Source organism: Nostoc sp. (assembly GCF_036917135.1).
Taxonomy (GTDB): domain Bacteria; phylum Cyanobacteriota; class Cyanobacteriia; order Cyanobacteriales; family Nostocaceae; genus Nostoc.
Genome location: NZ_JBALEA010000039.1, coordinates 1 through 24,442 on the forward strand (window position 1 = coordinate 1; position 24,442 = coordinate 24,442).

General features: G+C 48.4%; 1 protein-coding gene and 1 pseudogene. Both read left to right on the plus strand.

Annotation, left to right across the window (positions count from 1 at the left end; translation table 11 throughout):
- Nucleotides 1-73: 73 nt before the first annotated feature.
- Nucleotides 74-340, plus strand: a pseudogene (locus V7K50_RS30690) (class I SAM-dependent methyltransferase); the annotation flags it as partial.
- A 270-nt stretch (nucleotides 341-610) separates the two neighbouring features.
- Nucleotides 611-24,340 (plus strand): SDR family NAD(P)-dependent oxidoreductase, encoded by a 23,730-nt coding sequence (locus V7K50_RS11660; RefSeq protein WP_334960137.1) that lies wholly within the window; start codon nucleotides 611-613, stop codon nucleotides 24,338-24,340.
- Nucleotides 24,341-24,442 lie beyond the last annotated feature (102 nt).

The following is a 24,442-nucleotide window of genomic DNA, read 5'->3' on the forward strand; positions in this document are numbered from 1 at the left end:
GAGTGAGATTTCATTTCCTCAAAGCTTTATGTAGTTTGAGTCTTGGTGTATTTCACCCTGATTCAGGCTCTCAATATTTAGATGCGTTTGCCCTGAGCCTTATGCTGCCCGCCTTCGTTATACCTATTCTGATATCTCGCCGAGTTTCCTCAAACACGGGCGCAAGACCTTTGGCGACGCGTATCCCTTTGTGGAATTCAGAATCTTAAATATTGAACAGGATGGCGAAGCTCAGGGCTATCAGGCAGGCGAGTACGATTTAGTCCTGAGTGCTAATGTATTGCATGCAACTAGTCATATTGGCAACACTTTGAGCCGGGTTAAGTTTTTAATGAAACGCAATGGCTGGCTGTTATTGAATGAAGCCACACAAGTCCGCCATTTTGGGACTTTGACCTTTGGTTTGTTAAAAGGCTGGTGGTTGTTTGAAGACCCGGAAAACCGCCTCGACGGATCGCCTTTGTTGTCAACAACTACCTGGCAGAGGATATTGTCGGAAGAGGGCTTTGGGTATACCCTTAGCTTAAGCGATGCTGTTGAAAGTGGTCAGATTTTTCAGGATATAATTGTTGCCGAAAGTAATGGCGAAATTAAAATAAATCACCCTGGTTTGCCTGGGCAGGAAAGTCGGACTGAAGAAGGTTTAGATCAAAGGCTAGATCATCTCCAGTGGGCGGATTTTGCCGAGTCAAGACATGAATTTATCGTCAGTAGCGTCAGCCAAAGTATGGCAAAGTCTTTAGGTGTCACCCATGCTGATATTAATATTAAGCGTCCATTTAGCCAATATGGTGTGGATTCCATTACTGGTGTGGACTTGATTCATCAGATCAATACCCATTTGGGGATAGTCTTGCGAACGACGACCTTGTTTGATCACGCGAATATTTTCGATTTATCCTGTTTTATCGACCAGAACCACGGCACGGCAATAGATGAGCAGCGTCAGCACCCGAAGCCAAAACTGTCGAAAACAAAGGATGCTCAGTCGCATCAAGAAAGGAGCTATCATCAGGCGATCGCACTGGAAAGACCGAGCCGCATCGAAGAACTCAGCTTCCATCCCCTGAAAAGCCAGGAACCCGCAGCAAATGAAGTCCAAATAGCGGTTCGGGCCTTTTCGCTCAATTTCGGGGATCTGCTGTGTGTGAAGGGTCTCTATCCCACCATGCCGGAGTACCCTTTTACGCCGGGTTTTGAAGTGTCGGGGCACATCGCCAAACTGGGTTCGGAGGTAAGCCGATTTGTCGTGGGAGACGAGGTGATAGCGCTGGCGGGTGATCAGTTGGGCGGTCACAGTACCCTGTTGACCACCGCAGAACACCTGGTTGTTAGCAAACCCCGTGAGGTAAGCCACGAAGATGCCTGCGCGTTTCCTGGCGTTTTTCTGACCGTATACCACGCTTTTCAAAAGGCCAATATTAAAGCCGGGGAAAAAGTGCTGATTCAAGGTGCCGCCGGAGGAACTGGCTTAATTGCTGTTCAAATGGCCTTGGCTGCGGGTGCAGAAATTTACGCAACAGCCGGTTCTCGCCAAAAGCTGGATTACCTGCGTGAAAGGGGCGTGCCTCATCTGATCAATTACCAGACAGACGATTTTGCCGAGGTGATTTTAGCCGATACGAACGGTTACGGAGTGGACGTGGTATTCAATACAGCCGCCGGAGATGCCATCCAAAAAGGGCTGGATATTCTGGCGCCCAATGGACGCTATTTGGAAATTGCAATGGTCGCTCTGAAGCGTTCACGATCGCTTGATTTATCTCATCTGGTAGACAATCAGGTGTTTTACAGTATCGATATGAGAAAGCTGGTGGCCAAAAACCCACAACTGATCAGTCGCTATCTCGATCGCATGGTGGAACAACTGGCAGAAGGTAGCGTTAAACCAACCATAGGAGCAAGATTTGCGATCGCGGATATTCAAAAAGCCTACCGACTGCTGGAGGACAGAAAAAATATTGGCAAAGTTGTTGTCAGTGTCCCCGACATGATATGGGAAAATCATGTCGGCCAAAGTGCTGTTCCCGAATCCTCTGCTGTTGAAGACCGTGTTCCTGAAAGCTCTCCTGTTGAAAGTGCTACGGCAAAAAATCTCGTGGAACAAGACGATCCCATTGCGGTTGTCGGGATGTCAGGTCGTTTTCCCGGTGCGGATAACCTGGATCAGTTCTGGTTGAATCTTGCCAGTGGTAAAAGTTCTATTACCGAAGTTCCAGCTGAACGCTGGGATTTGAATCAATGGTATGATCCTGACCCGGCAGTACTCAATAAAACCCATTGCAAGTGGGGAGGGTTTCTGCACGACATAGACAAATTTGATGCGCTGTTTTTTAAACTCTCAGGTCGGGAAGCCGAATTGACCGACCCCCAACAGCGTTTATTCCTAGAGGTATCCTGGGCTGCCCTTGAAGATGCGGGGCATGCGAACAATGGCATCTCCAATACCCGTTGTGGTGTTTTTGTCGGAGCAGGCCCAAGCGATTATTCTACCTTAATGCGGGAACAGGGCGTGCCTTGCGAGCCACAGTCATTCTGGGGCAATTCCAGCTCGCTGATCGCGTCGCGCATTTCCTATTTTTTAAACCTGAAAGGGCCGAGTATCACCATTGATACAGCCTGTTCCTCTTCGCTGGTAGCACTACATTTGGGCTGCCAAAGTATTCAACGTGGCGAATGCGACATGGTGATTGCCGGTGGCGTGTATATCGGGACAACACCGCATTTCCATATTATTGCCAGCAATGCCGGAATGCTTTCAGCCGATGGCCGGTGCAAAACCTTTGATCAAAGTGCGGATGGCTTTGTCCCAGGGGAAGGCGTTGGCGCTGTGGTATTAAAGCCTCTGTCAGCAGCACTTAAAGCGGGCAACTTTATTTACGGTCTGATTCGCGGCTCAGGTTCCAATCAAGATGGGCGAACCTATGGGATTACCGCGCCCAGCGCCGCTTCTCAAATGGAACTGGAACAGAGTGTCTACCGTCATGCCAAGCTCGACCCGGCAGACATTAGCTATGTTGAAGCTCATGGTACTGGAACAAAACTAGGCGATCCCATTGAGATTGATGCCCTGAGTAACGCCTTCCAAAGCAAAACGAAAAAACACCATGATTGCGCCATTGGGTCAGTTAAAACCAATATTGGTCACGCTGGTGCAGCAGCCGGAATTGCCGGATTGATCAAAGTATTATTATGCCTGCAACACCGACAGTTGGTGCCTTCGTTAAATTACCACACCCGTAATGAACATATCGATTTTGATAACAGTCCTTTCTATGTGAATACACGGTTAAAGAATTGGTCTGTAGCCCAGGGTGATCTCAGACGTGCCGTGGTCAGCAGTTTTGGTTTTAGCGGCACCAATGCACATATATTGCTGGAAGAATACAAACAAAAAGCGATCGCAGTCCCAGGCATTGGATCTGACGGTCTTGGGGATGACAGAAGAGGCAAAGGGGCAGGGGGCAGGGAGCAGGGGGAGCAATCCCTGTCCCGTTCGCGCAGCGTCTCGTTGGCGCAGCCTCTCGTAGAGAAGAGAAGCCGTGAAGCGGAGCGGAACATGGGTATCAAGCCCCGCCCTTCTAGGGCGTTTTCGATTGGTCGGAGTACAAGATCCGTTACTACCTCCCCCTTGCTCCCTGCTCCCCGCTCCCCTGCCTCTTTTGACAAGGAAGTTTTGATTGTATTATCAGCAAAGAATCAAGAGCGTCTGAAAAAAGTGGCGGAAAATCTTCAGTCCTTTTTAGCGGGCGCAGTATCCGATCAACTTGAGGACATTGCCTACACATTGCAGGTTGGTCGTGAGGCGATGGAGACACGAGTCGCTTTTGTGGTGGATTCAGTCCCGCACTTCCAGCAAAAGCTGGCGGCGTTCCTGAAAGACCAAACAGACGAGGAAGGTTTTTACCAGGGACAGCTTCGTGATGGCGAGGGACACCCTGGAACAGGCTCTTCTCAGGATGTATCCCTTGCTTTAGCTAACAAACAGTTGCCTCAACTCGCCCACTGGTGGGTGTCCGGTGTTGAGTTGGACTGGAGACAGCTAAGAGGTGCAGCCCAAGGCCATCTTATACCTCTGCCTACCTATCCCTTTGCCCGCGATCGCTACTGGTTTGATTCGGCTGGTTCTGTGGCAATTTCTCAAGCACAGCCTTCAGCATCTGTTTTACATCCTCTGTTGCATCGCCTCGATCTACAGGCCAGCGCGAAAATCGAAAAGGGCTGTGTGTTTGAGACATGGCTGAAATCCAGCGATCCTCTGTTGGCTCAACACCTGATTGAGGGCAAAGCAGTTTTTCCCGCAGTGGGTTTTCTGGAAATGATTATGGCAGGTCTGCATGAAATCCAGCCGGATCAAGTAGCGCTGTTGGAGGATGTATTTTGGCTCCGACCCCTTGATGTCATGGATCAACTTCGCGTTCAACTGGTGCTGGAGGTTGAGCAGAATAGTTTTCAATACCGGATTATACCCGCCGAAGGCGATGGAGGGGTCTATTGTCGTGGCAACGGCTATTGGCAAAAGGAGGCGAATCCTGCCGTTCAGTTGGATGTTAATCGCCTGAAAAACCAAATGTGCAAACAGTCCGTGTTCCCCGAATCTGACATCAGTGTGAACCTGGGTAGCTTGTATCAAGGCGCTACAGAGGGCTGGAGCGATGGACAGCAGGCGCTGATCGCATTTGATTTACCAACAACGTCGGGCGATCGCCAAGCCCCAGATCCAATACAATACCAATTTCACCCCGCAGCTTTTGTCGCTGCCTTGCAAGCTTATGGCTGGATTCATTCCGCACCAGAAGGTCTGGGTATGCCCTTTGCGGTGCAAAAAGTGGAGTTGTGGAGCGATCGCCATCAAGCTGTTTACGCTCATGTTACACAAGATGAAAATGGCAAAATGGATGTGCAAATCCTGGATGCCCGAGGCCAGGTAAGCGTCCGTTATCGTGGCATTACTCTGCAAACCTTGAACAATGCCGATCAAAAAGTCGGTAAAGAAACCGCTAAAAAAAATCAGTTGGAAAAACTGCTTTTTGTCCCCGTCTGGAAGCGACTTGATCCGAAACATGGGGTAGAAAGTGTCTGGCATCGGCCTGGAACTAGCGTCTTGCTAGTATACGCCCATGAAAGTATCGAGGAGGCCGAAAAACTGATGCAGAGTTATCGCCAGCAGGAATGCGAGCTACTCTGTGTTTGCTTATCTGCGATGGAAAATGAGATAGACAAAGGGCTGGAAACACTGGCAGCCCGTCTGAGGCAACTGAAGTCGCCGCTAGGTAATATTTGTTTTCTTGACAGCAATAGCCAAAGGCTCGATTTGGCTGACATGCCCATTGACGAGAGTTTTGGCGAACCCCCGACCATCACAGGCTTATTGGCTTTAGTCAGAATACTCAACGAACTTGGCTATAGTGAGCTACCTCTGCAATGGCTCGTGCTTACCTATCGCGCTTATGCCGTAGATCAAGAAGACCCAACCGCCCCCTATGCCACCGCCATTGTCGGACTGGTATCTTGTTTGGCCCAAGAGCATAGGCATTGGCAGGTGAGTGTATGCGATCGTCAGGATCATACCTCGCCCTGGGGCGAATACGCTGATTTCCCAGCGATCGCAAATAACACGCAAACCTTACAAGTCATTGCTCAACGAAATGGACACGGCTATGTCAGGCAATTGGAACAGTTGGATCTGCCTTGTCCAACACAAAGCCGTTTACGTCACAAGGGCGTATATGTATTGGTTGGCGGTGCCGGCCACGTGGGAACCTTGCTTAGTCGCTATCTAGTTCAGACCTATCAGGCAAAGGTTATATGGTTGGGTAGGCGCGAACAGAATGAGCAGATAGAGAAAAAAATCGCCATGATTGCGGCACTAGGATCGCGCCCGCAATACCTGAGACTGAAAACTGGGTCAGAGGATGATCTCAAACGTGTATTTGCCCAGATTAAGGCAGAAAATAGCATGATCCACGGCGTGTTTAACCTGGTGATGGTCGCCCAGGGTACACCCATACGCAACCTGAGCGAAGCGCAATTCCGTGCCGGTTCCTTCGATTCCAAGGTGAACTCGGCACAGACGCTATACCGTGTGCTTAAAAACGAAGCCTTGGACTTTATGGTGTTCTTTTCTTCGATGCAAAGCTTTGCACAGCGTCTAGATTTTATGTCGGCGAATATGAGTAGTTATGTTGCGGGTTGCATGTTTCAGGACGCCTTTGTGCATCAGATGAATCGCCAGTTGGACTACCCCGTAAAAACCATAAACTGGGGTTACTGGTCACAGGAATCCACAGGGGTCGAAAAAGCACAGTGGTATGAAACCTATATTGGCAATAAAGGTGTTTTCAGTCTCCGCGCCGGGGAGGCCATGGAAGCGTTGGAACGCATTTTGGTTAATGAACTGGAACAAGTGATGGTGGCCAAAGTCTCAGATGAGGTTCTCAGCGATATGGGCTTTTTGCAAGATCGCACAGTAACCGTCAGTGGTCAACATTCAAAAGAACCGGAACACGCCAATGAACACCTTGAGATATTGATCGTTAATGGGATTCTCAAAACCCTCGAAACCCTTGGTGTATTGAAGATATTCGCCAACCCTTGCGATCTCGAAAAACCCAGAAAACAGGCTCATGTACTTGACAAATATCGTCGTCTGTGGCGCGAGCTGATTCTTATTTTGGTTGGCGCTGGCAAGATGGAGCAACAGGGTTCCCTGTTTACTCTGCAAGAAAGCTATGGCAGTCTGGAGAAAAAAATTCGATTAATCGATCTTGAAGGAGATGCCAGACTATTGGGCGATCGCTATCCCGCGTTAGCGTCGAAACTTGCCTTGCTCACACCCTGCTTGAACGGTATGGCTGATGTGTTAAATGCTCGCAAACAAGCAACAGAAGTGTTGTTCGAGCATTCCTCCCTGTCACGGGTTGAAGATATTTATCGCGGAAATCCTGCCACAGACTATTTTAACCAGCACGTAGCCGACGTAGTGACGGCCACCGTCCAACAGGCGCTGCCAAGCCTTGGTGCAGGGGAAAAAATACGCATTTTGGAAATAGGCGCGGGTACCGGTGGCACCAGTGCATTCTTGTTTAAAGCACTCAATGCTTATTCGGATCAGTTGCGCTACATCTATACCGATATATCAAAACGCTTCCTGATTCATGCCCAGGAAACCTTCTGTGAACACTATTCTTTTGTAGAGACGCAATTGTTGAATATCGAAGAAGCCGTGGCTGAACAAGGGTTCGATCCTGGTAGTATCGATATCGTGGTGGCAGCCAACGTCTTGCACGCCACACGCAACATTGGCAGAACCCTGCAAAATGTTAAAACACTACTCAAGGGCGATGGACTCCTAGTTTTAAATGAGTTGGGGGAAGTTTCACCTTTTCTCACCGTGACCTTCGGTTTGTTGGATGGCTGGTGGTTGTATGATGACGAAACCATTCGTCTGCCAGGTTCGCCTGCTCTGTCAGCAAAAAATTGGCAGTTAATGCTAGAAAAACAGCATTTTCACGAAGTGATCCTGTTCGATGAAAAAGCTCAGACGCTGGGGCAGCAAATTATTATCGCCCAAAACAAGGGTGAAATTGAAGAAGCGCCTGCGATCGCCCACAACCAAGAAGAGGTCTTATCAATAGAAATCGCCGCCTCAGTAGAAGCTAGCCTGATGAGGGAATTGAGCCTGTGCATCAAGATTGAACAAAGTCGCCTCAACACCTACACCACGTTTTCAGACTATGGCGTGGATTCAATTCTGATGCTCGCCTTTGTGGATCAAATTAATGCATCTCTGGGAATTAAGTTAAACCCCTCAGAGTTATTTAATTACACCACCGTAGAACGTCTTACCGGGTTTATCGTTGATCGATATAGGAAGGAGCTGTCTGCACTAAAACAAGCGGCTCAGATTCAAGAAAACAAAAGTGAAATAAAAGTCACAGCAAAAGCAAAAAACCAAACCCTGGATACTGCAAGCAATAGTCCTGATCACTCCAAATATTGGTCTGTGAACGTGGATAGTCATTGGAGATCCCCCTTAATCCCCCTTCAAAAGGGGGAAAATAAGGAATTTTTAGCCCCCCTTTTGAAGGGGGGTTGGGGGGATCAACTCTTAACCGAGTCCCACAGAGAGGACAATAATAAGAGCGATCGCGGTCTTCATGACATCGCAATTATTGGCATGTCGGGTCAGTTCCCAGGTGCGACGAACACCGAGCAATTTTGGCAAAATCTCAGTGCAGGTATCCATAGTGTGGGCGAGTTGCCCGAAAGCCGTCTGGATCGTCAAATCTATAGTCCCCAGCTAGAGACGGGAAAATGTTATTGCAAGTGGGGCGGCATCTTAGAGGAACAAGCCTATTTTGACCCTTTGTTCTTTGAAATCTCTCCCAAAGAAGCCGCCGAGATGAATCCTTCTCAGAGGGTATTTATGCAGGAAGCCTATCGAGCATTGGAAGATGCTGGTCTGGTGAACGAAGGTCTTTCACAATTGCATTGCGGCGTCTATGTCGGTTGTGAGCCAAACGGCTATACCAAACAGGGTTTTACTGGCTCCTCTGAAGCCCTTGTCGCTTCCAGAATCTCCTATTTTCTCAATTTGCAGGGACCAGCTTTGGTGATTAATTCCGGCTGTTCCTCTTCCTTAGTTGCCATCCATCTGGCCTGTGAAAGCCTTCGTCATGGCGAAAATGATATCGCCCTCGCAGGAGGAGTTTTCACCAATCTGAATAGCGAGTTATTGGTCTGTCTGTCATCCATCGAAATGTTATCATCCTCTGGAAAATGTTGCGCCTTTGATGAAGCCGCTAATGGCACCGTTCTTGGCGAAGGTGTCAGCGTCCTGGTGTTGAAAAAATTACAGTCTGCGCTGGATGATGGTGATTTAATTTATGGTGTGATCAAAGGCAGTGGCATTAATCAGGACGGAAAAAGTAACGGCATTACCGCGCCCAACGGACTCGCCCAGGAAAAACTGATCAAGCGAATTTATCAGGACTATAAAATTGATGCCAGCAAAATCAGCTATATCGAAGCCCACGGCACCGGAACCAAATTGGGCGATCCGGTGGAAGCGAATGCGCTGAAGAAAGTATTTTCTTCAATCAACCCAGAGTCAGGCTTTCATTGCGGAGTCGGTTCGGTTAAATCAAATATCGGACATCCAGCTGCGGCGGCGGGTGCAATAAGTTTAGTCAAGGTTTTGTTATGCATGAAACACCGCCAGTTACCAGGACTGGTGCATTTTAATCAACTCAACCCTTTTATCGATTTTAACGACACAGGTCTGTATATCGTTGAGCAATTGCAGGACTGGGAGGCAGAACCAGGCGAACCGTTAATGGCGGGTATCAACTCTTTTGGCCACAGTGGCACCAATGCCCACCTTGTGATTCAAGAAGCGCCTGTGCAGACAATCAACGACAGCAAAAAAGCATTTTATTTAATCTGTTTATCGGCCAAAACGGATGAAGCGCTAAAACATAAAATCAGCGATTTGAGTGAGTATCTAGCACGCCAAGAAAAGCAGGTAACTCTAGGAGCGATCGCTTATACCTTAAATACTGGTCGTGCCCATTTTAAAAAACGCTGTGCTTTCGTCGTCGATTCCCTAGAGGCTTTGCAAGATGCCCTGACAGGAACTTTAGAAGGTCTTGTTGGCAACGGGTCAAAAATGAGTCCGCAAGAACAGGCATTTGCCAAAAAAGTTTTTGATTTGATCGTGGCAGACCTCCAAAATACAGGGAATCTGGAAACTGGGTCAGATCAAACCATCTATAAAGATAACCTAATGGCGATCGCCGGACTTTATCTAAAAGGTTTTGATCTAGACTGGCAGCGAATTTATCAAGGCCAGGTTTATCGCCGATTATCCCTTCCTACCTATCCCTTTGCCAAAGAAGCCTACTGGATTAACGAACCCCAAAAAATTAACTTCACTGAACCCCTTGCCGACAAACCCAAAGATCAAGCTACGCTGGGCGGACAGTTTTATTTACCGCAATGGAAACGCCTTGAAAAAGGGACTGGGGACTGGGGATTAGGGACTGGGGACTGGGAAAACTTGGAAGGGGATACAGACCTAAACCTTGTTTTGTTCGCGGAGCGTCTCGTAGAGAAGAAAACTCTTCCTAGTCCCCAGTCCCCAGTCCCCAGTCCCAGAGCGCCATTACTCGCCGACAAGCTTGGCCGAAGTCGGGGAACCCTGGCGCGACCCGTTGAACTGGAAGGCGATCGCGCGAAGCCAGCAATAACACCTGACACCGTTGTAATCTTTTATCCGCAAACAATGTCTGGCGTGAAAGATGATCTTAAAAAGTGCTATGAGCAAGCATCTGCAAGCCAGGTTGTCAGCTTTGAGGTTGGCGATACTTTTGCGTCTGAGTTAAATGTTTGCGATCGCCATGCCTTTGAACTCGCCCTCGCATCCCCCAAGCTAGGATTGTCAGCATTGCTTGAGCCAGGTCAAGCTCTAACCCTCTATTTTCTCATGCCCGAAGCCGATCAAGCCCTCAACTTAGAATTAAATCTCCAACGCCTTGAGGATAACCAGTCGCGGGGTTTGATCGCACTTTTTCGCTTGATTCAGGCGCTATTGGCCGATCACTGGTATTCCAGCGAACTGACCCTCAAAATCGTGACTCAGCAAACACAGGCGTGCAAAGCCTCTGAGCGGATTGCCCCATTTGGCGCAGATGTGGTTGGTTTTGTGCAGTCGTTAACGAAAGAATACGAACTCTGGCAGGTAAGCTGCGTAGATATTAATCGGCAGACATTGTGGACGCGCGAACAAAGCAAAAACTTTGCCGAGGCGCTGACTGCACTCAAGCCACCGACGAACGGGCGCGTCATCTGCTGGCGGGAAGGACATTTTTATCACAATGTTTTAACCCAAGCTAATCTATCCAGCATCCAGGGAAGCTCATTCAAGACTCATGGCGTATACCTGATTATCGGTGGTGCCGGAGGTTTGGGTTTGGTACTCAGCGAGTATCTGCTCGAAACCGTTCAAGCGAAATTGGTATGGGTTGGACGGCGCAGCGTCGAGGCTTTGACACCTCTGGCGCAGCAGCTATTAACAGCCCAGGGTGCCAAAGTGTTGTATCAGCAAGGGGATATTGGCGATCTTGAGGCTATGAGGCGAGTGGTGCAGCAAGCCAAAGCACATTTTGGACATCTGGATGGTGTGATTCATTCGGCCTTAGTTTTGGAGGATCGAGCGATCGCTGATATGGATGAGAAAACCCTACACAAAGTACTCACTCCCAAAGTACAGGGCAATGTGGTACTCCAGCAAGCCTTGGCCGATGAGCCTTTAGACTTCTTGTTGTTTTTCTCTGCCGGACAGTCCTTTATGAGTCATGCCGGACAGAGCAATTACGCCTCTGCCTGTACCTTTGAAGATGCCTGGGCGCAGTCTCAGAATCAGCAGCAAAACTATCCGGTAAAAGTTATCAACTGGGGCTATTGGGGCGAGGTGGGCATTGTCGCCACCCCCGATCACCGTCAAAGAATGGCTAGGCAGGGCGTGCTATCGATTAATCCCCAAGAGGGGATGGAGGTGGTTGAGCGCTGTCTGGCATCTTGCGCCACACAAGTTGCTTATTTTAAAGCACAACCAAGTACCTTGAGCCGCTTGGGACTGGACAATGGCAAAATCATGTATGCATCCCAGAAAAGTGTTTCACCCGCGCTGATTCATGCCGTGATTGCTGCAACCCAAACTTTATCAATGTCGCTGCCAGACGGACAGCGTTATCAGCAAGCCCTGAAACAGTTGGATCGTCTTGGTTGTTATTTACTTCTGCGTGCATTTCAGACAATGGGTGTGTTTTGTCAGCCCGGTGAGCAATATGAGCAACAGGCGTTGGCAGCCAGATTAGGCATTCCCGAAAGCTATTATCAGCTCTACAAAGAATGGCTGAACTTGCTGGACAAGGCGGGCTTTATTGAAATGAATGGTTTGCACTTGAATGTGCAAACCACTCTGCCGCCAGAAAATGACGAACATCATAACTGGTTAAAATCCTATCCCGAACTGCGATCGCACGAGAAATTGTTGCAAATCTGCGTCCAGGCTTACCCAGATATTATCCAGGGATCGGTTGCAGCGACGGATATTATGTTTCCAGAAGCGTCGATGGAATTGGTTGAAGGTATTTATCAAGGGAATACTGCCGCAGATGCGTTGAATACCAAAGCCAGAGATGCGGCGATCGCCTACGTCAAAGCCCGCCTAGCTGACTGCCAAAAAGAATCAGGCGCGTTCATGCAGTCAAAAATTATCTTTTTAGAAGTCGGGGCGGGAACCGGCGGCATGAGTAGCGAGGTTTTGAAAGGTCTCGCACCATATCGGGAATATATAGAATATTATTACACCGATATCTCCGAGCATTTTGTCCAGTATGGCCGCCGTCGTTATGGTGAAGATTACCCCTTTGTTCGATTTCAACGTTTAGACATTGAGCAGGAGCGCGAAGCAGTAAGTGATGGTTTGCCCAATGCCTGCGATGTCGTGTTAGCCGCAAATGTACTGCACGCAACCCAACGTGTTCGCAACACCATACAACACGTTAAAGCCCTGTTAAAACGGCACGGTCTGTTAATCTTAAACGAAGTCACGACCATTACAAGCTTTGCTACGTTGACTTTTGGGTTATTAGAAGGCTGGTGGCGCTATCAGGATGCGATCGTGCGGATGCCTGGGGGACCTCTATTAAGCGCACCAATGTGGCATAGGTTGCTCGAAGAGGAAGGTTTTGCCAAGGTCGTGTCCCTGGGTGAGCAAGGCGAAGGTGAAATGTTGGGACAGCAGATTATTGTTGGTCAAAGTGATGGCTGGAGCTTACGTAAAAATACGCAGAAGCAGGAAACACAGTCAAAAGAGGCAGGGGAGCGGGGAGCAGGGAGCAAGGGGGAGGTAGTAACGGATCTTGTACTCAGACCAATCGAAAACGCCCTAGAAGGGCGGGGCTTGATACCCATGTTCCGCTCCGCTTCACGGCTTCTCTTCTCTACGAGAGGCTGCGCCAACGAGACGCTGCGCGAACGGGACAGGGATTGCTCCCCCTGCTCCCTGCCCCCTGCCCCTCCGCCTCTTCTGTCAAAGCAGACCGAGCCGATCGCTATTACCCAAGTCAAGAACGCCTACAGTCCTGCACAGCTAGTCCAAAAAGTCACAGCGCAGATTGTGCAAACCCTTGCAGAAGCACTGGATATAGCATCTACTCGTGTGGAACTCGATGTACCGTTTTCTGAGTACGGCGTGGACTCGATTCTGTCCGTCTCGATTATTAACCAATTAAATCAGCGCCTGGGGATTCGGCTGAAACGTCCTGATTTATTTAATTACACCACCACTGAAAGCATGGCGGCGCATATTGTCGAAACCTTTGGCGATCGCCTCACCGAGTCCCTAGCAGAAAACACAGAAAAACCCTCTGCCGTGGCAGCCCCGAAAAAAACTCAAAGCAAGTCTCAAACACCCCAAGGCATCTTACAAACAAACCAGGAACCAATTGCGGTGATCGGAATGTCTGCCTGCTTGCCGGGTGCTGATAATGTGCAGACATTCTGGGATAACCTGGTGGCTGGTAAAAATTCTGTAACCCAGATTCCACGCGATCGCTATCAACGGGAATCAGTGAATGATTTACCCGGCAGTCCCGATACCTCCCAGAGGCAAGCCGGATTCATGGCTAATATTGCCGAATTTGATCCCCTGTTTTTTGCCATTTCTCCCCAAGAGGCACAGTGGATGGACCCGGCACAAAGGCTATTCTTACAGCAGGCTTGGTCAGCGTTGGAAGATGCCGGATATAATCCGCGAGCATTAGAAGGCACCTCATGCGCTGTTTTTGTTGGCTGCTCTGCTACAGGCTATGGTGTGAAAGAGGGCGAACGTGCAGGTTATGTGCCTTATGCAATGACCAATAGCGAGGCCATATTGCCCGCCAGAATCTCATATTTTCTCGACTTGAAAGGCCCCAGCATTCCCATTAACACCGCCTGTTCCTCATCTCTGGTTGCTATTCATCTTGCCTGCGAACAACTCCGTTCTGGGCAGAGTGACATAGCTCTGGCTGGCGGTGCTTCCGCGCTGATTGGTTCCGCCTTGCATATCGGACTCAAAGGTGCGGGGATGTTATCTGCCGATGGCCTATGCAAAGCATTTGATCGGGGAGCCAATGGCTTTGTTCTGGGCGAAGCAGTTGGCGTTGTCGTTCTCAAACCTCTATCTTCAGCATTAGCCGACGGGGATTCCATACATGGTTTAATTATTGGCTCGGCTATTAACCAAGACGGCAAAACCAACGGGATCATGGCGCCGAACGGCCCGTCTCAAACCGCATTAATTGAGTCGGTGTACCGCAAATTCCAGATAGATCCCAATACAATCGGCTATATCGAAACCCACGGTACCGGCACGCAATTAGGCGATCCAATAGAAGTAAACGCCCTTGCCGCCGCCTATCAAAAATTCACCACGCAAACCCAGTACTGCGCCATAGGTTCAGTAAAAACCAATATTGGGCATACCACCACGGCTGCTGGTGTCTGCGGATTAATTAAGACCTTGCTGTGTTTAAAAAATAAAAAACTTGTACCATCTCTGCACTATAATCAGCCTAACGAAAATATTGAATTTGCACAGACTCCTTTTTATGTCAATACCCAGGTAAAAGACTGGCCTGGCGATCGCAACGGTATACGATGTGCAGCCGTGAGTTCCTTTGGCTACAGTGGCACTAACGCCCATATAGTCGTGGAAGAGTTTGTCGAAACCAGAACCAGCACTGTGAGGCAGCAAGGGACGGCGCTGATTGTATTGTCGGCTAGGAATGAGGCGCGTCTCAAAAATCTGGCCAGCAATCTGAGGGCTGATCTGAATAAAAATAGCCAGGTGCAGCTTGCAGATGTGGCTTATACACTTCAGGTTGGCAGACAGGCAATGTCAGAGCGTCTGGCTTTTGTTGCTGACAGCGTGACGGATATAGTAGAGCATTTAGCCGACTTTCTTGACGGCAAGGCTAATACTCAGGATCTATACCAGGGTAAGGTTAAATCGGCAAGGGATAAAAGCGATTTGCTTTTAGAGGGCGATGCCGGACAGGCCTTTATCAACACCATTTTAAAGCAACAGGATTACCGCAAGCTAGCCACATTATGGGTAGCTGGCACTAGCTGGGACTGGAATTTACTCTATGGTGAAAACCGCCCCCGCCGCATCTCGCTGCCTAGCTATCCTTTTGCGCGGGAAAGTTATTGGTTGGATGGAGTGGTAGAAGCAAAGGCAGAGGATTTAATACCAATTCTCTATGAAGATGCGCCAAACTACATGAGGAACGAACCGCAAAGGGCGCAAAGGACACAAAGAGAGAAAGAAAGAAAATTTGGCGCAGCCTCACAAAGAAATGGCATAACGAGAGATCAGATCAAACGAGAGACTCAGATTGAACAAAGCACTGAGCTAATGACTTTTGAGGAAGTTTGGCAGGAACAGCCTTTAAGCGACGCTTCCAGTTCTGCCAGCTACAAAAGCGTTGTTTATTTTCTTTCCCAGTCAGAAAATCAGCAGGCAATGCTGAAGGCAATGCAAGCCATTGACCCAATAATCAATGTTATTTTCATTGCTCAAGGTGATGCTTATGCAAAACACTCGTCTTATACTTATACGGTTGACTCGGCGGATACACAGAGCTATCGTCAAGTTTTTACAGATATTGGCCAGAATCATGGGCAGGTGGACGCGCTGCTTTATCTGTGGCCGACCGAGGATTCACGTTGCTTGTATAATCCAGCTGCGATCGCTCATATTTTGCAAGCCCTAGCCAACAGCGCCCTAAAACCTTCTCGGTTCTTACTTGTGGCTTCTTTTTCCACCGCCCTAGAGCGTTGTTATCTGGAATCCTGGCTTGGCTTCGATCGCTCTTTAAAGCTGATGATGCCGGGAATCCAGGTCGCTGGACTCTATCAGGAAAATCCCGGGCAAGGCCAAACTATCTCCATGACGAATTGGAGTCAAAACATTTTCTCTGAACTCAAAACCCCGAAAGCCCAGACGGTGCTGATCCAAAAGCACCGGCGCTACGTCTGTCAAATTCAAAAAACCGTGCTGGCAAACCAGGGCACTTCTGTCGCATCGGCAGTAAAACCTGGAGGTACTTACCTGATTACCGGCGGCTGTGGGGGTTTGGGTTTTTTGGTTGCACAACACCTAGCACAACAGCAACCTACAACTAATTTAATTCTCACGGGGCGATCGCCTCTGGATGAAAAGATCCAGAGCAAACTCACGCGACTGGGAACAAATATCTACTATATTCAAGCGGATATATGCGATTCCATCGCCATGAGAAATGGCATTGCCCAGGCGAAAAACCGCTTTGGCGACATCCACGGTATTTTTCATGTTGCTGGCATTGCCCCCAGTGCAAGTATCCTCGACAAAAATATCGCCGACTTTCAAAAGGTACTCGCCCCGAAAGTTGCCGGAACGTTGCTGCTTGATGATTTGTGTCGCGATGAGCCGCTTGATTTTATCTGCTATTTTTCCTCTTCTGCGGCTATATTGGGCGACTTTGGGGCCTGCGACTACGCCATTGGCAATCGTTTTCAAATGGCCTATGCTGCCTATCGCCATCAATTGCAACAGCAGGGTAGGCGCCAAGGTAAGGCATTAGCGATCAATTGGCCGCTTTGGCGAGAAGGCGGAATGGGCTTTAATCACGACGAAAATACCAAGATGTATTTGCAATCCAGTGGTCAGCGTGTTCTGGAAACTCAGGAAGGTCTGGCGATTTTGGATAAAATTCTTAACCAAAATAAAACACAGCATTTGGTATTGGTCGGGCAGCCAAGCCGGGTTCATGGCTTTTTAGGGCTGACTCAAGCACCTGTGAAGCAGAGGCAGGGGAGCAGGGAGCAGGGAGCAGAGAGCAAGGGAGAAGAATTTTCCCCTCTGCCCCCCGCACCCCGCCCCTCTTCCTCTTTCCCATGCCCTATTCCCCCTACCTCTTCGGTGAATCAAGCATCGACGCGGCCAGAGCTAAGAGGCTTGAGTCTGGAACAGTCGGTATTATGGGATTTAAAAAACATTATCGTCCATCAACTCAAAGTGCCCTGGGAACAGCTTGAGCGAGAAAGCAACTTAGCCGATTTTGGTTTTGATTCAATTAGCTTATTGAGCTTTGCCACGCGCCTGGGTGAACATTATCAACTGGAAATAACACCCGCCTTGTTTTTTGGGTATTCGACTCTGGAGCAGCTCACGGAGTATTTTTTAAGCAAACATAGCGACTTTATCCAAACCTTTTATCAGGATTTGGCGAAAACAGAAGTGCATTCACCAGAGGCTCCTGCTGAAGAAAACGCTTCTCTCGAAAGCTTTTCCGAAGAACTGCGGCCAGAAAAAACTGATGATGGCATAGAGGAGGCGATCGCGATTATTGGCATGAGTGGCAGATTTCCCAAAGCCTACGATATTGAACAAATGTGGAAAATCTTGGCAGAGGGTGAATGTGCAGTAGAAGAAATTCCGCCAAATTATTTTGACTGGCGCAGGTATTATGGAGACCCAAAGGACGCCAACAAAACTAACGGAAAATGGTGTGCCTCTATTCCTGGCGTTGCAGAATTCGACCCGCTATTTTTCCAGATATCCCCGCGAGAAGCGCCAAACATCGACCCCCGTCAACGGCACTTGTTACAAGAGTCTTGGAATGCTCTGGAAAATGCTGGATACGGGGCGGATCATCTTAATAGCCAAAAAATTGGCACCTTTGTTGGCGCTGAAGAAGGGGATTATTATCAACGCGTCAAGGAGGGCAACATCACCTCTAATCACTCAGGTATTCTCGCCGCCCGCCTGGCCTATTTCTTAAACCTGAAAGGCCCGACAATGACGATTAATACCGCGTGTTCCTCCTCGCTGGTGGCGACTCATCAGGCTTGTCTGAGTTTACGGCAGCGCGAATGCGATACGGCAATAGCGGCAGGTGTAAATCTGATGCTCACACCCTACGGCTATATCAGCATGGCCCAAGCAGGTATGTTGTCCGCCGATGGCCGCTGTTATGCCTTTGATCAACGCGCTAATGGCTTAGTGCCTGGTGAAGCTGTGGTGGTGGTTGTGCTGAAGCGCCTGAGTCGGGCGCTTACTGACGGCGATCCAATTCATGGGTTGATATTGGCTAGCGGTGTTAACTATGATGGAAAAACCAATGGCATCACAGCACCTAGCGGCGTTTCCCAGAGTGAGTTGGTGAAGGATGTTTATCGACGAGCCGGGGTTAGTCCGCAGAATATTGATTATATTGTGACTCACGGTACTGGTACCAAGTTAGGCGATCCGGTGGAGTTAAATGCACTGGCAGAAGTATTTCAGGGCAGCAAACACCCCTGCGCGATCAGTTCCAGTAAGACCAATTTTGGCCATACTTTTTCGGCTTCGGGTTTAGTCAGTCTTGTCAGCCTGGTGCAGTCCCTTCGTCATAAAACGCTCCCGAAAAGCTTGCACTTTGCTGAACAAAACGATTTTGTTTCTTGGGATAAGAGCAACCTCTATGTCAATACGGCCAATCAGCCCTGGCCGGAACAGCCGGGTAAAAAACGCATTGGTGCGGTGAGTGCTTTTGGGATGAGTGGCACAAATGCCCATCTGCTTGTTCAGGGCTACCGACTCAGCAGAAAAGAACAGCCCATAGCCCCACCTTATTCGCTGCTGGTTTTGTCAGCAAAAACTGAAGAGGCGCTGCAACTAAAAGTTAAAGCCATGATTCAGTTCTTGCAAGAGGGGCTTGTGGATAATGCCACACTGGGCGATATCAGTTATACCTTGTTTGCAGGTCGGCACCATTTTCAACATCGTCTAGCGATCGTGGTTCAGGATCTAGCTGATGCTATTTACAGTTGGACACAATCAGGGCATTCAGATCGGAAACCCAATATTTTTCAGGGGAAAGTGCCTACCGAATTTACTGGTCAAAAGGTCACTTGGAATTATGTTAATGAATTAGTGCAAAAAATTCGCCTCTCCTCCGGCGATGAGAACCTGTATCGGGAAAACCTTTTTGGTTTAGCTGATTTTTATTGTCAGGGCTATGATATTCCCTGGTCTACGCTGTATGGCGATACACCTTTACGTCGAATTAATCTTCCTGGTTATCCGTTTTCCCGACAGCATTTCTGGCTGGATTTCTCCCCACAGTCTCATGGTGAGCAGGTTGCTACGGAAATCTCTGTTGCCGAGTCGCAGAAAAAAGCACTCAAAGAACTTATACCAATTCTGTATGAAGATGCGCCAAACTACATGAGGAACGAACCGCAAAGGACACAAAGAGAGAAAGAGAGAAAATTTGGCGCAACCTCACAAAGAAATGGTATTAGCTATCTTCTCAAATGGGAGCAACAGCCACAAATAGAAACTGAGATCAAAGCAAGTCAGGTTGTTTTGCTGGTTTACTTTGAATCCCCATCGCAATTTGAAAAAACACTGGCAAACTTCTTGCAGCAGCAGTGTGCATCCCAGGTAATCGAGATTCAATTGGGGTTGGAAACCAAACAGGTATCAGAAGATAAATGGTACTGCGACGTAAATACCCCCGCCGGGTTTGAGACCTGCCTGCAAGGGTATTCCCAGACTATTAATAGCTTTTACTTTCTTTGTGGCGATCGCCCCCAGCACACTATCCAAGAAAACGAAATTCAGTTGTTGCGGCTTGTCAGAGCCATGAAACAACGTATACAGAACAATGCCTTTATTGATTGTACCCTCCTGACCCTCGATAACTATCGCGTAGATAACAGCGTCACCAGCCCCAATGATGGCGGTATTAGCGGTCTCGGTTATTCGGTGGCCCAGGGCGACCACCGCTTCCGGGTAAGAAACATTGACCTGTCGCGGGAAGATATGGCCAGCGCCGAAAAACAGCTACCCCTACCAGCCATGATATTAAGCGAAGCCCCGTCGGATCGAGGTGAAGTGACGAAGTTGCAGTCAGGCTGGCGTTACAAGCAGCGTTTTTTCAAACTTGATTGGCAGTCATTGCAAGGCTTGAAGCCACAGGCGGCAGGTTTAAAAACTGGCGGTGTCTATGTTTTGATGGGAGGCGCGGGAACCGTTGGCACGATTATTACCCGCTATCTCATCCAAAAATATCAGGCGAAAGTAGTTTGGCTGGGGCGGAGTGCCCTGACATCTGCTGCCGTGCAGGAAAAACTACAAGCTTTCCAGGCAATGGATGAAAGGAATGCCCCACTTTATATTCAGGCTGATGTCACCGATGAGTCGTCAATGGCTCAGGCTGTCAAACAAATCAAACAACATTATCCCCGGATCAATGGCGCTGTTTTCTCGGCACTGGTATTTAAGTTTGATAACTCAATAGCGCAGACTAGCGAGGCAGAATTTAATCAGGTCTTGGATACCAAGAAAAAAGGCGCGGCGTATTTTTATACGGCGTTCCAAAATGAAGCCTTGGATTTTATGTGTTATTTCTCATCGGTTCAGGCTTTTTCCTTTTTGTCATCTCGTGATAGTGCCGGATACGCCGCCGGAATCACCAGCGCTGACACCTTTGTACATTCCATTGACAAAAGTGCAGCCTTTCCTGTAGGTATTATTAACTGGGGCTACTGGCAGGCATCACTGGCGGGAACCGAGGCCGAGAAGCGTTTGGCGGGTCACTATGATTTAATCTCCGATCGCGAGGGCTGCCAGTTTTTTGATGAATTTATACCCATGCTCACGGCAGGGCTTGTCAAACAAACCCTTTGTTTGGGCGTCTCCAAAGCCGTAGAGGGCTTAATGGGCTGCGATCCCACGCAGATGATTACCCTTAACCAGCCTGCGGCAGATTCTTTGATTCACTGTCTTTTCAACGAGAATGAGGTACATGAAGAGGCAGAAATAGCGCGGCTTTTGAATCAAGATTTCCGCAACGAACTCCACGACTGGCTGCCGCGTCTGTTGTTTTCACAAATACGACAACTGGGGATATTCTTAAAGGTTGGTGAGCAGCAAGAAAGTACCCATTGGCAAAAACAAGCCGGGGTAATCGAAAAATATGGGCGCTGGTGGCGCGAGTGTTGCTTAGGGCTGCTGGAAAACTATGGCTATGTACAATGTAAAGGCGATCGCGTTGAGGTCGCTACCAATATCACAGTAGACGACGCGGACAAACTCTGGCAGGGCTGGGAAAACTACCAAAACTCATTCCTCGACAACCCGGAAAAGAAAGCAGTGCTGGAGCTATTGGATAGCTGCCTGAGAAAACTGCCGCAAATTCTGCGTGGTAGCATCCAAGCCACAGATATTCTTTTTCCCAAATCGTCAATGGAAAAAGTCGAAAACATGTATCAAAGGAATTCGCTATCCGACTATTTTAATACCTTTGTGGCGAAAAGCGCCGAAGCTTATATTCGTCAACGGATTCAGGCTGACCCTCAAACGAGAATCAGGATATTGGAAATAGGTGCAGGCACCGGCGGAACCACCGCATTGGTGTTGCCGCAACTGCGCCAGCTTGGGCACGCTATAGACGAATATTGTTATACCGACCTTTCCAAAGCCTTTTTAATGCATGCACAAAAAACTTATGGATTGGATTATTCTTATCTGGATTATAAGCTGCTGAATATTGAACAAGCGATCGCAACCCAGGGAATAGAGCTTGGCGCTTATGATATTGTCATCGCTACCAACGTGTTGCATGCCACAAAAAATATCAGGCAAACACTTCGTCATGCCAAAACTGCTCTGAAACGCAATGGCCTGTTATTGCTGAATGAAGTGGTGGAAAAATCGATTATCGGCACCTTAACCTTTGGTTTGTTAGACGGCTGGTGGCTTTACCAAGATGAAGAGTTACGCATCCCCGGCTCCCCGCTAATCGAGCTTGAATGCTGGCTGAAGATTTTAAAAGAAGAAGGATTTACCTCGACCTTGTTGCCAGCCCAAGCTGCATATAAATTGGGGCAACAGGTCATGGTTTCAGAAAGTGATGGTTTTGTCAAGCAAGACAGAGAGCGATCGCCAAGGGAGGTTGAATCATCCCCTAAATCTGCGGTACCTGTGGTACAACCTTTGACTCCAGAGCAGCCTTTAGCGCAGAGACAGCCGTCTGCCGAAACACTCCGGGAATATGTGGCCAAGTTGATTCTGAAACATCTGGCGGAAACTTTAAATATGGCGCAAGCAAGTATTGACCCGCAGGTGTCATTTTCTGACTATGGTATTGATTCCATTCTCGGTGTTGGTTTTATTGACCAGCTTGCCAAGGCGTTCGGAATTACCATGAATACCGCGATTTTGTTTGATTATACAAACGTTACGCGTCTTAGCCATTATTTGGTGGATACCTATGCAGAAAAAATTCAAACCAAACTGCAAAAAAAGAGAGTGCCGCCGCTCGATCAGAACATAAATACATATACAGAAACAAAAAGTAAGCCAGAAAACCCGATGCCCAAAATGGCATCCGACGAGGGCAAGGCAGAAATATGCAAAGACATCGCCGTTATTGGTATGTCAGGGCAGTTCCCAGGGGCAAAAGACCTTGATACATTTTGGCAAAACCTGATTCAGGGGCATGATGGTGTTGCTGAGTTCCCCGCGAATTATCTCAACCCAGATTTGTTTAGCCCACACAAACAAGCGGGAAAAACCGATTGTAAATGGGGCGGTATTTTAGAGCAACGGGATTGTTTTGATCCACTGTTTTTCAATATCACCCCCAGGGAAGCCGAGTCGATGAACCCTCATCAGCGTCTAATTCTCAGCGAGAGTTGGAAAGCACTAGAAGATGCAGGCTACAATCCCAAAAACCTGGAAAACTCTCGTGTCAGCGTATTTATTGGTGCCGAACCCACCGACTATATCCACGAAACCTTTACCGGCTCTTCCGATGCCATTGTTGCCTCCCGCTTATCTTACTACCTCAACCTCAAAGGCCCAGCTTTGGTAGTCAATACTGGTTGCTCGTCTTCTGCTCTGGCCATTCATTTAGCCTGCGAAAGTTTACGCAGTGGCGAGTCTTCGATGGCACTGGCGGGGGGAATTTTCGCCGCTATGCATGAAAAAGCGATCGTTAAACTGGCAGAGATCGATATGCTCAGTTCCACTGGCCGCTGTCGGACTTTTGATAAATCCTGTGATGGTACGGTGTTATCGGAAGGTGTCGGTGTCGTCGTGTTAAAAAGACTCAAGGATGCAATCAGAGACAAAGATCCGATCTATGGTGTCATTCAAGCCTCTGGTGCAAATCAGGACGGTGCCAGCAATGGGATTACTGCCCCCAGTGGTCTATCTCAAGAAGAACTGCTGACTTCTGTTTATCGACAATATCAAATAAACCCAGAAAGCATTAGTTATATTGAAGCCCACGGAACCGGCACACGATTGGGGGATACGGTCGAGGCCAATGCATTGAAGCGGGCTTTTAAACAGTTTAGCGATCAGACGCAATTCTGTGCCCTTGGCAGTGCGAAATCCCATATTGGCCATACTGGCGCTGCCTCCGGCGTTATTGGTTTAATCAAAATTTTATTGTCCATACGCCATCGTCAACTACCTAAAATGCTGCATTTTGAAGAACTGAATCCAGCGATCGCATTGGAAGATTCTGCATTTTATATTAATAATCAGCACCTTGAATGGACGAACCAGGGCGGGCCATTAACCGCAGCCCTAAATTCTTTTGGACATAGTGGTACTAACGTTCACCTTGTAGTTCGGGAGCATCTGTCAGTACCGCAGGTGAAAGTCGAAGCTGATTCAGTACTGATTCCGTTGTCTGCCAAAACGCCCGCATGCCTTAAAGCCTATGCTGAAAAATTAGCGGCGTTTCTGGAGAATAGACGTATAAGTAAAACGACAGGTAAAGAAATCAGCCTCACTGATTTAGCCTTTACCCTCCAGCTGGGACGCGAAGCGATGCGAGAACGCTGCATCTTTCTGGCGAGGAATATCCCGGATTTAGTCGCACAATTAAACGCTTTTGCTTCATCCGAGACTCTAAACGATTTGAGTTGGCATGGGCGGGTGGGACACAGCAAAAGTAACAATGTTTTCGACGATCGCGAGTCTGAGCAAATTATCGCCCAATGGATGCAAAAAGGAAAACTTGAAAAAGTCGCCGCCGCCTGGGTACAAGGACAGAGTATCGACTGGTCAGTACTTTACCGCGAACTCACAGCAGATAAAATCCATATCCCAACCTATCCTTTTGCAGAGGAACATTATTGGAAGCCTGAAGAGCAAAGTATTGCCCCAGAAACAATCCCTGTGAGCTTCGGAACGCTTATGCTTCAACCCTGTTGGATAGAGCAAACCGTTGAAAATTAACAGGACTTACGCAAAATCATGAAAAAACGAACCACAGAGGGCGCAGAGAACACAGAGAAATAAGAGTTTCAGAGAGTTCTTGCGTAAGTTTTAATTAAGTCT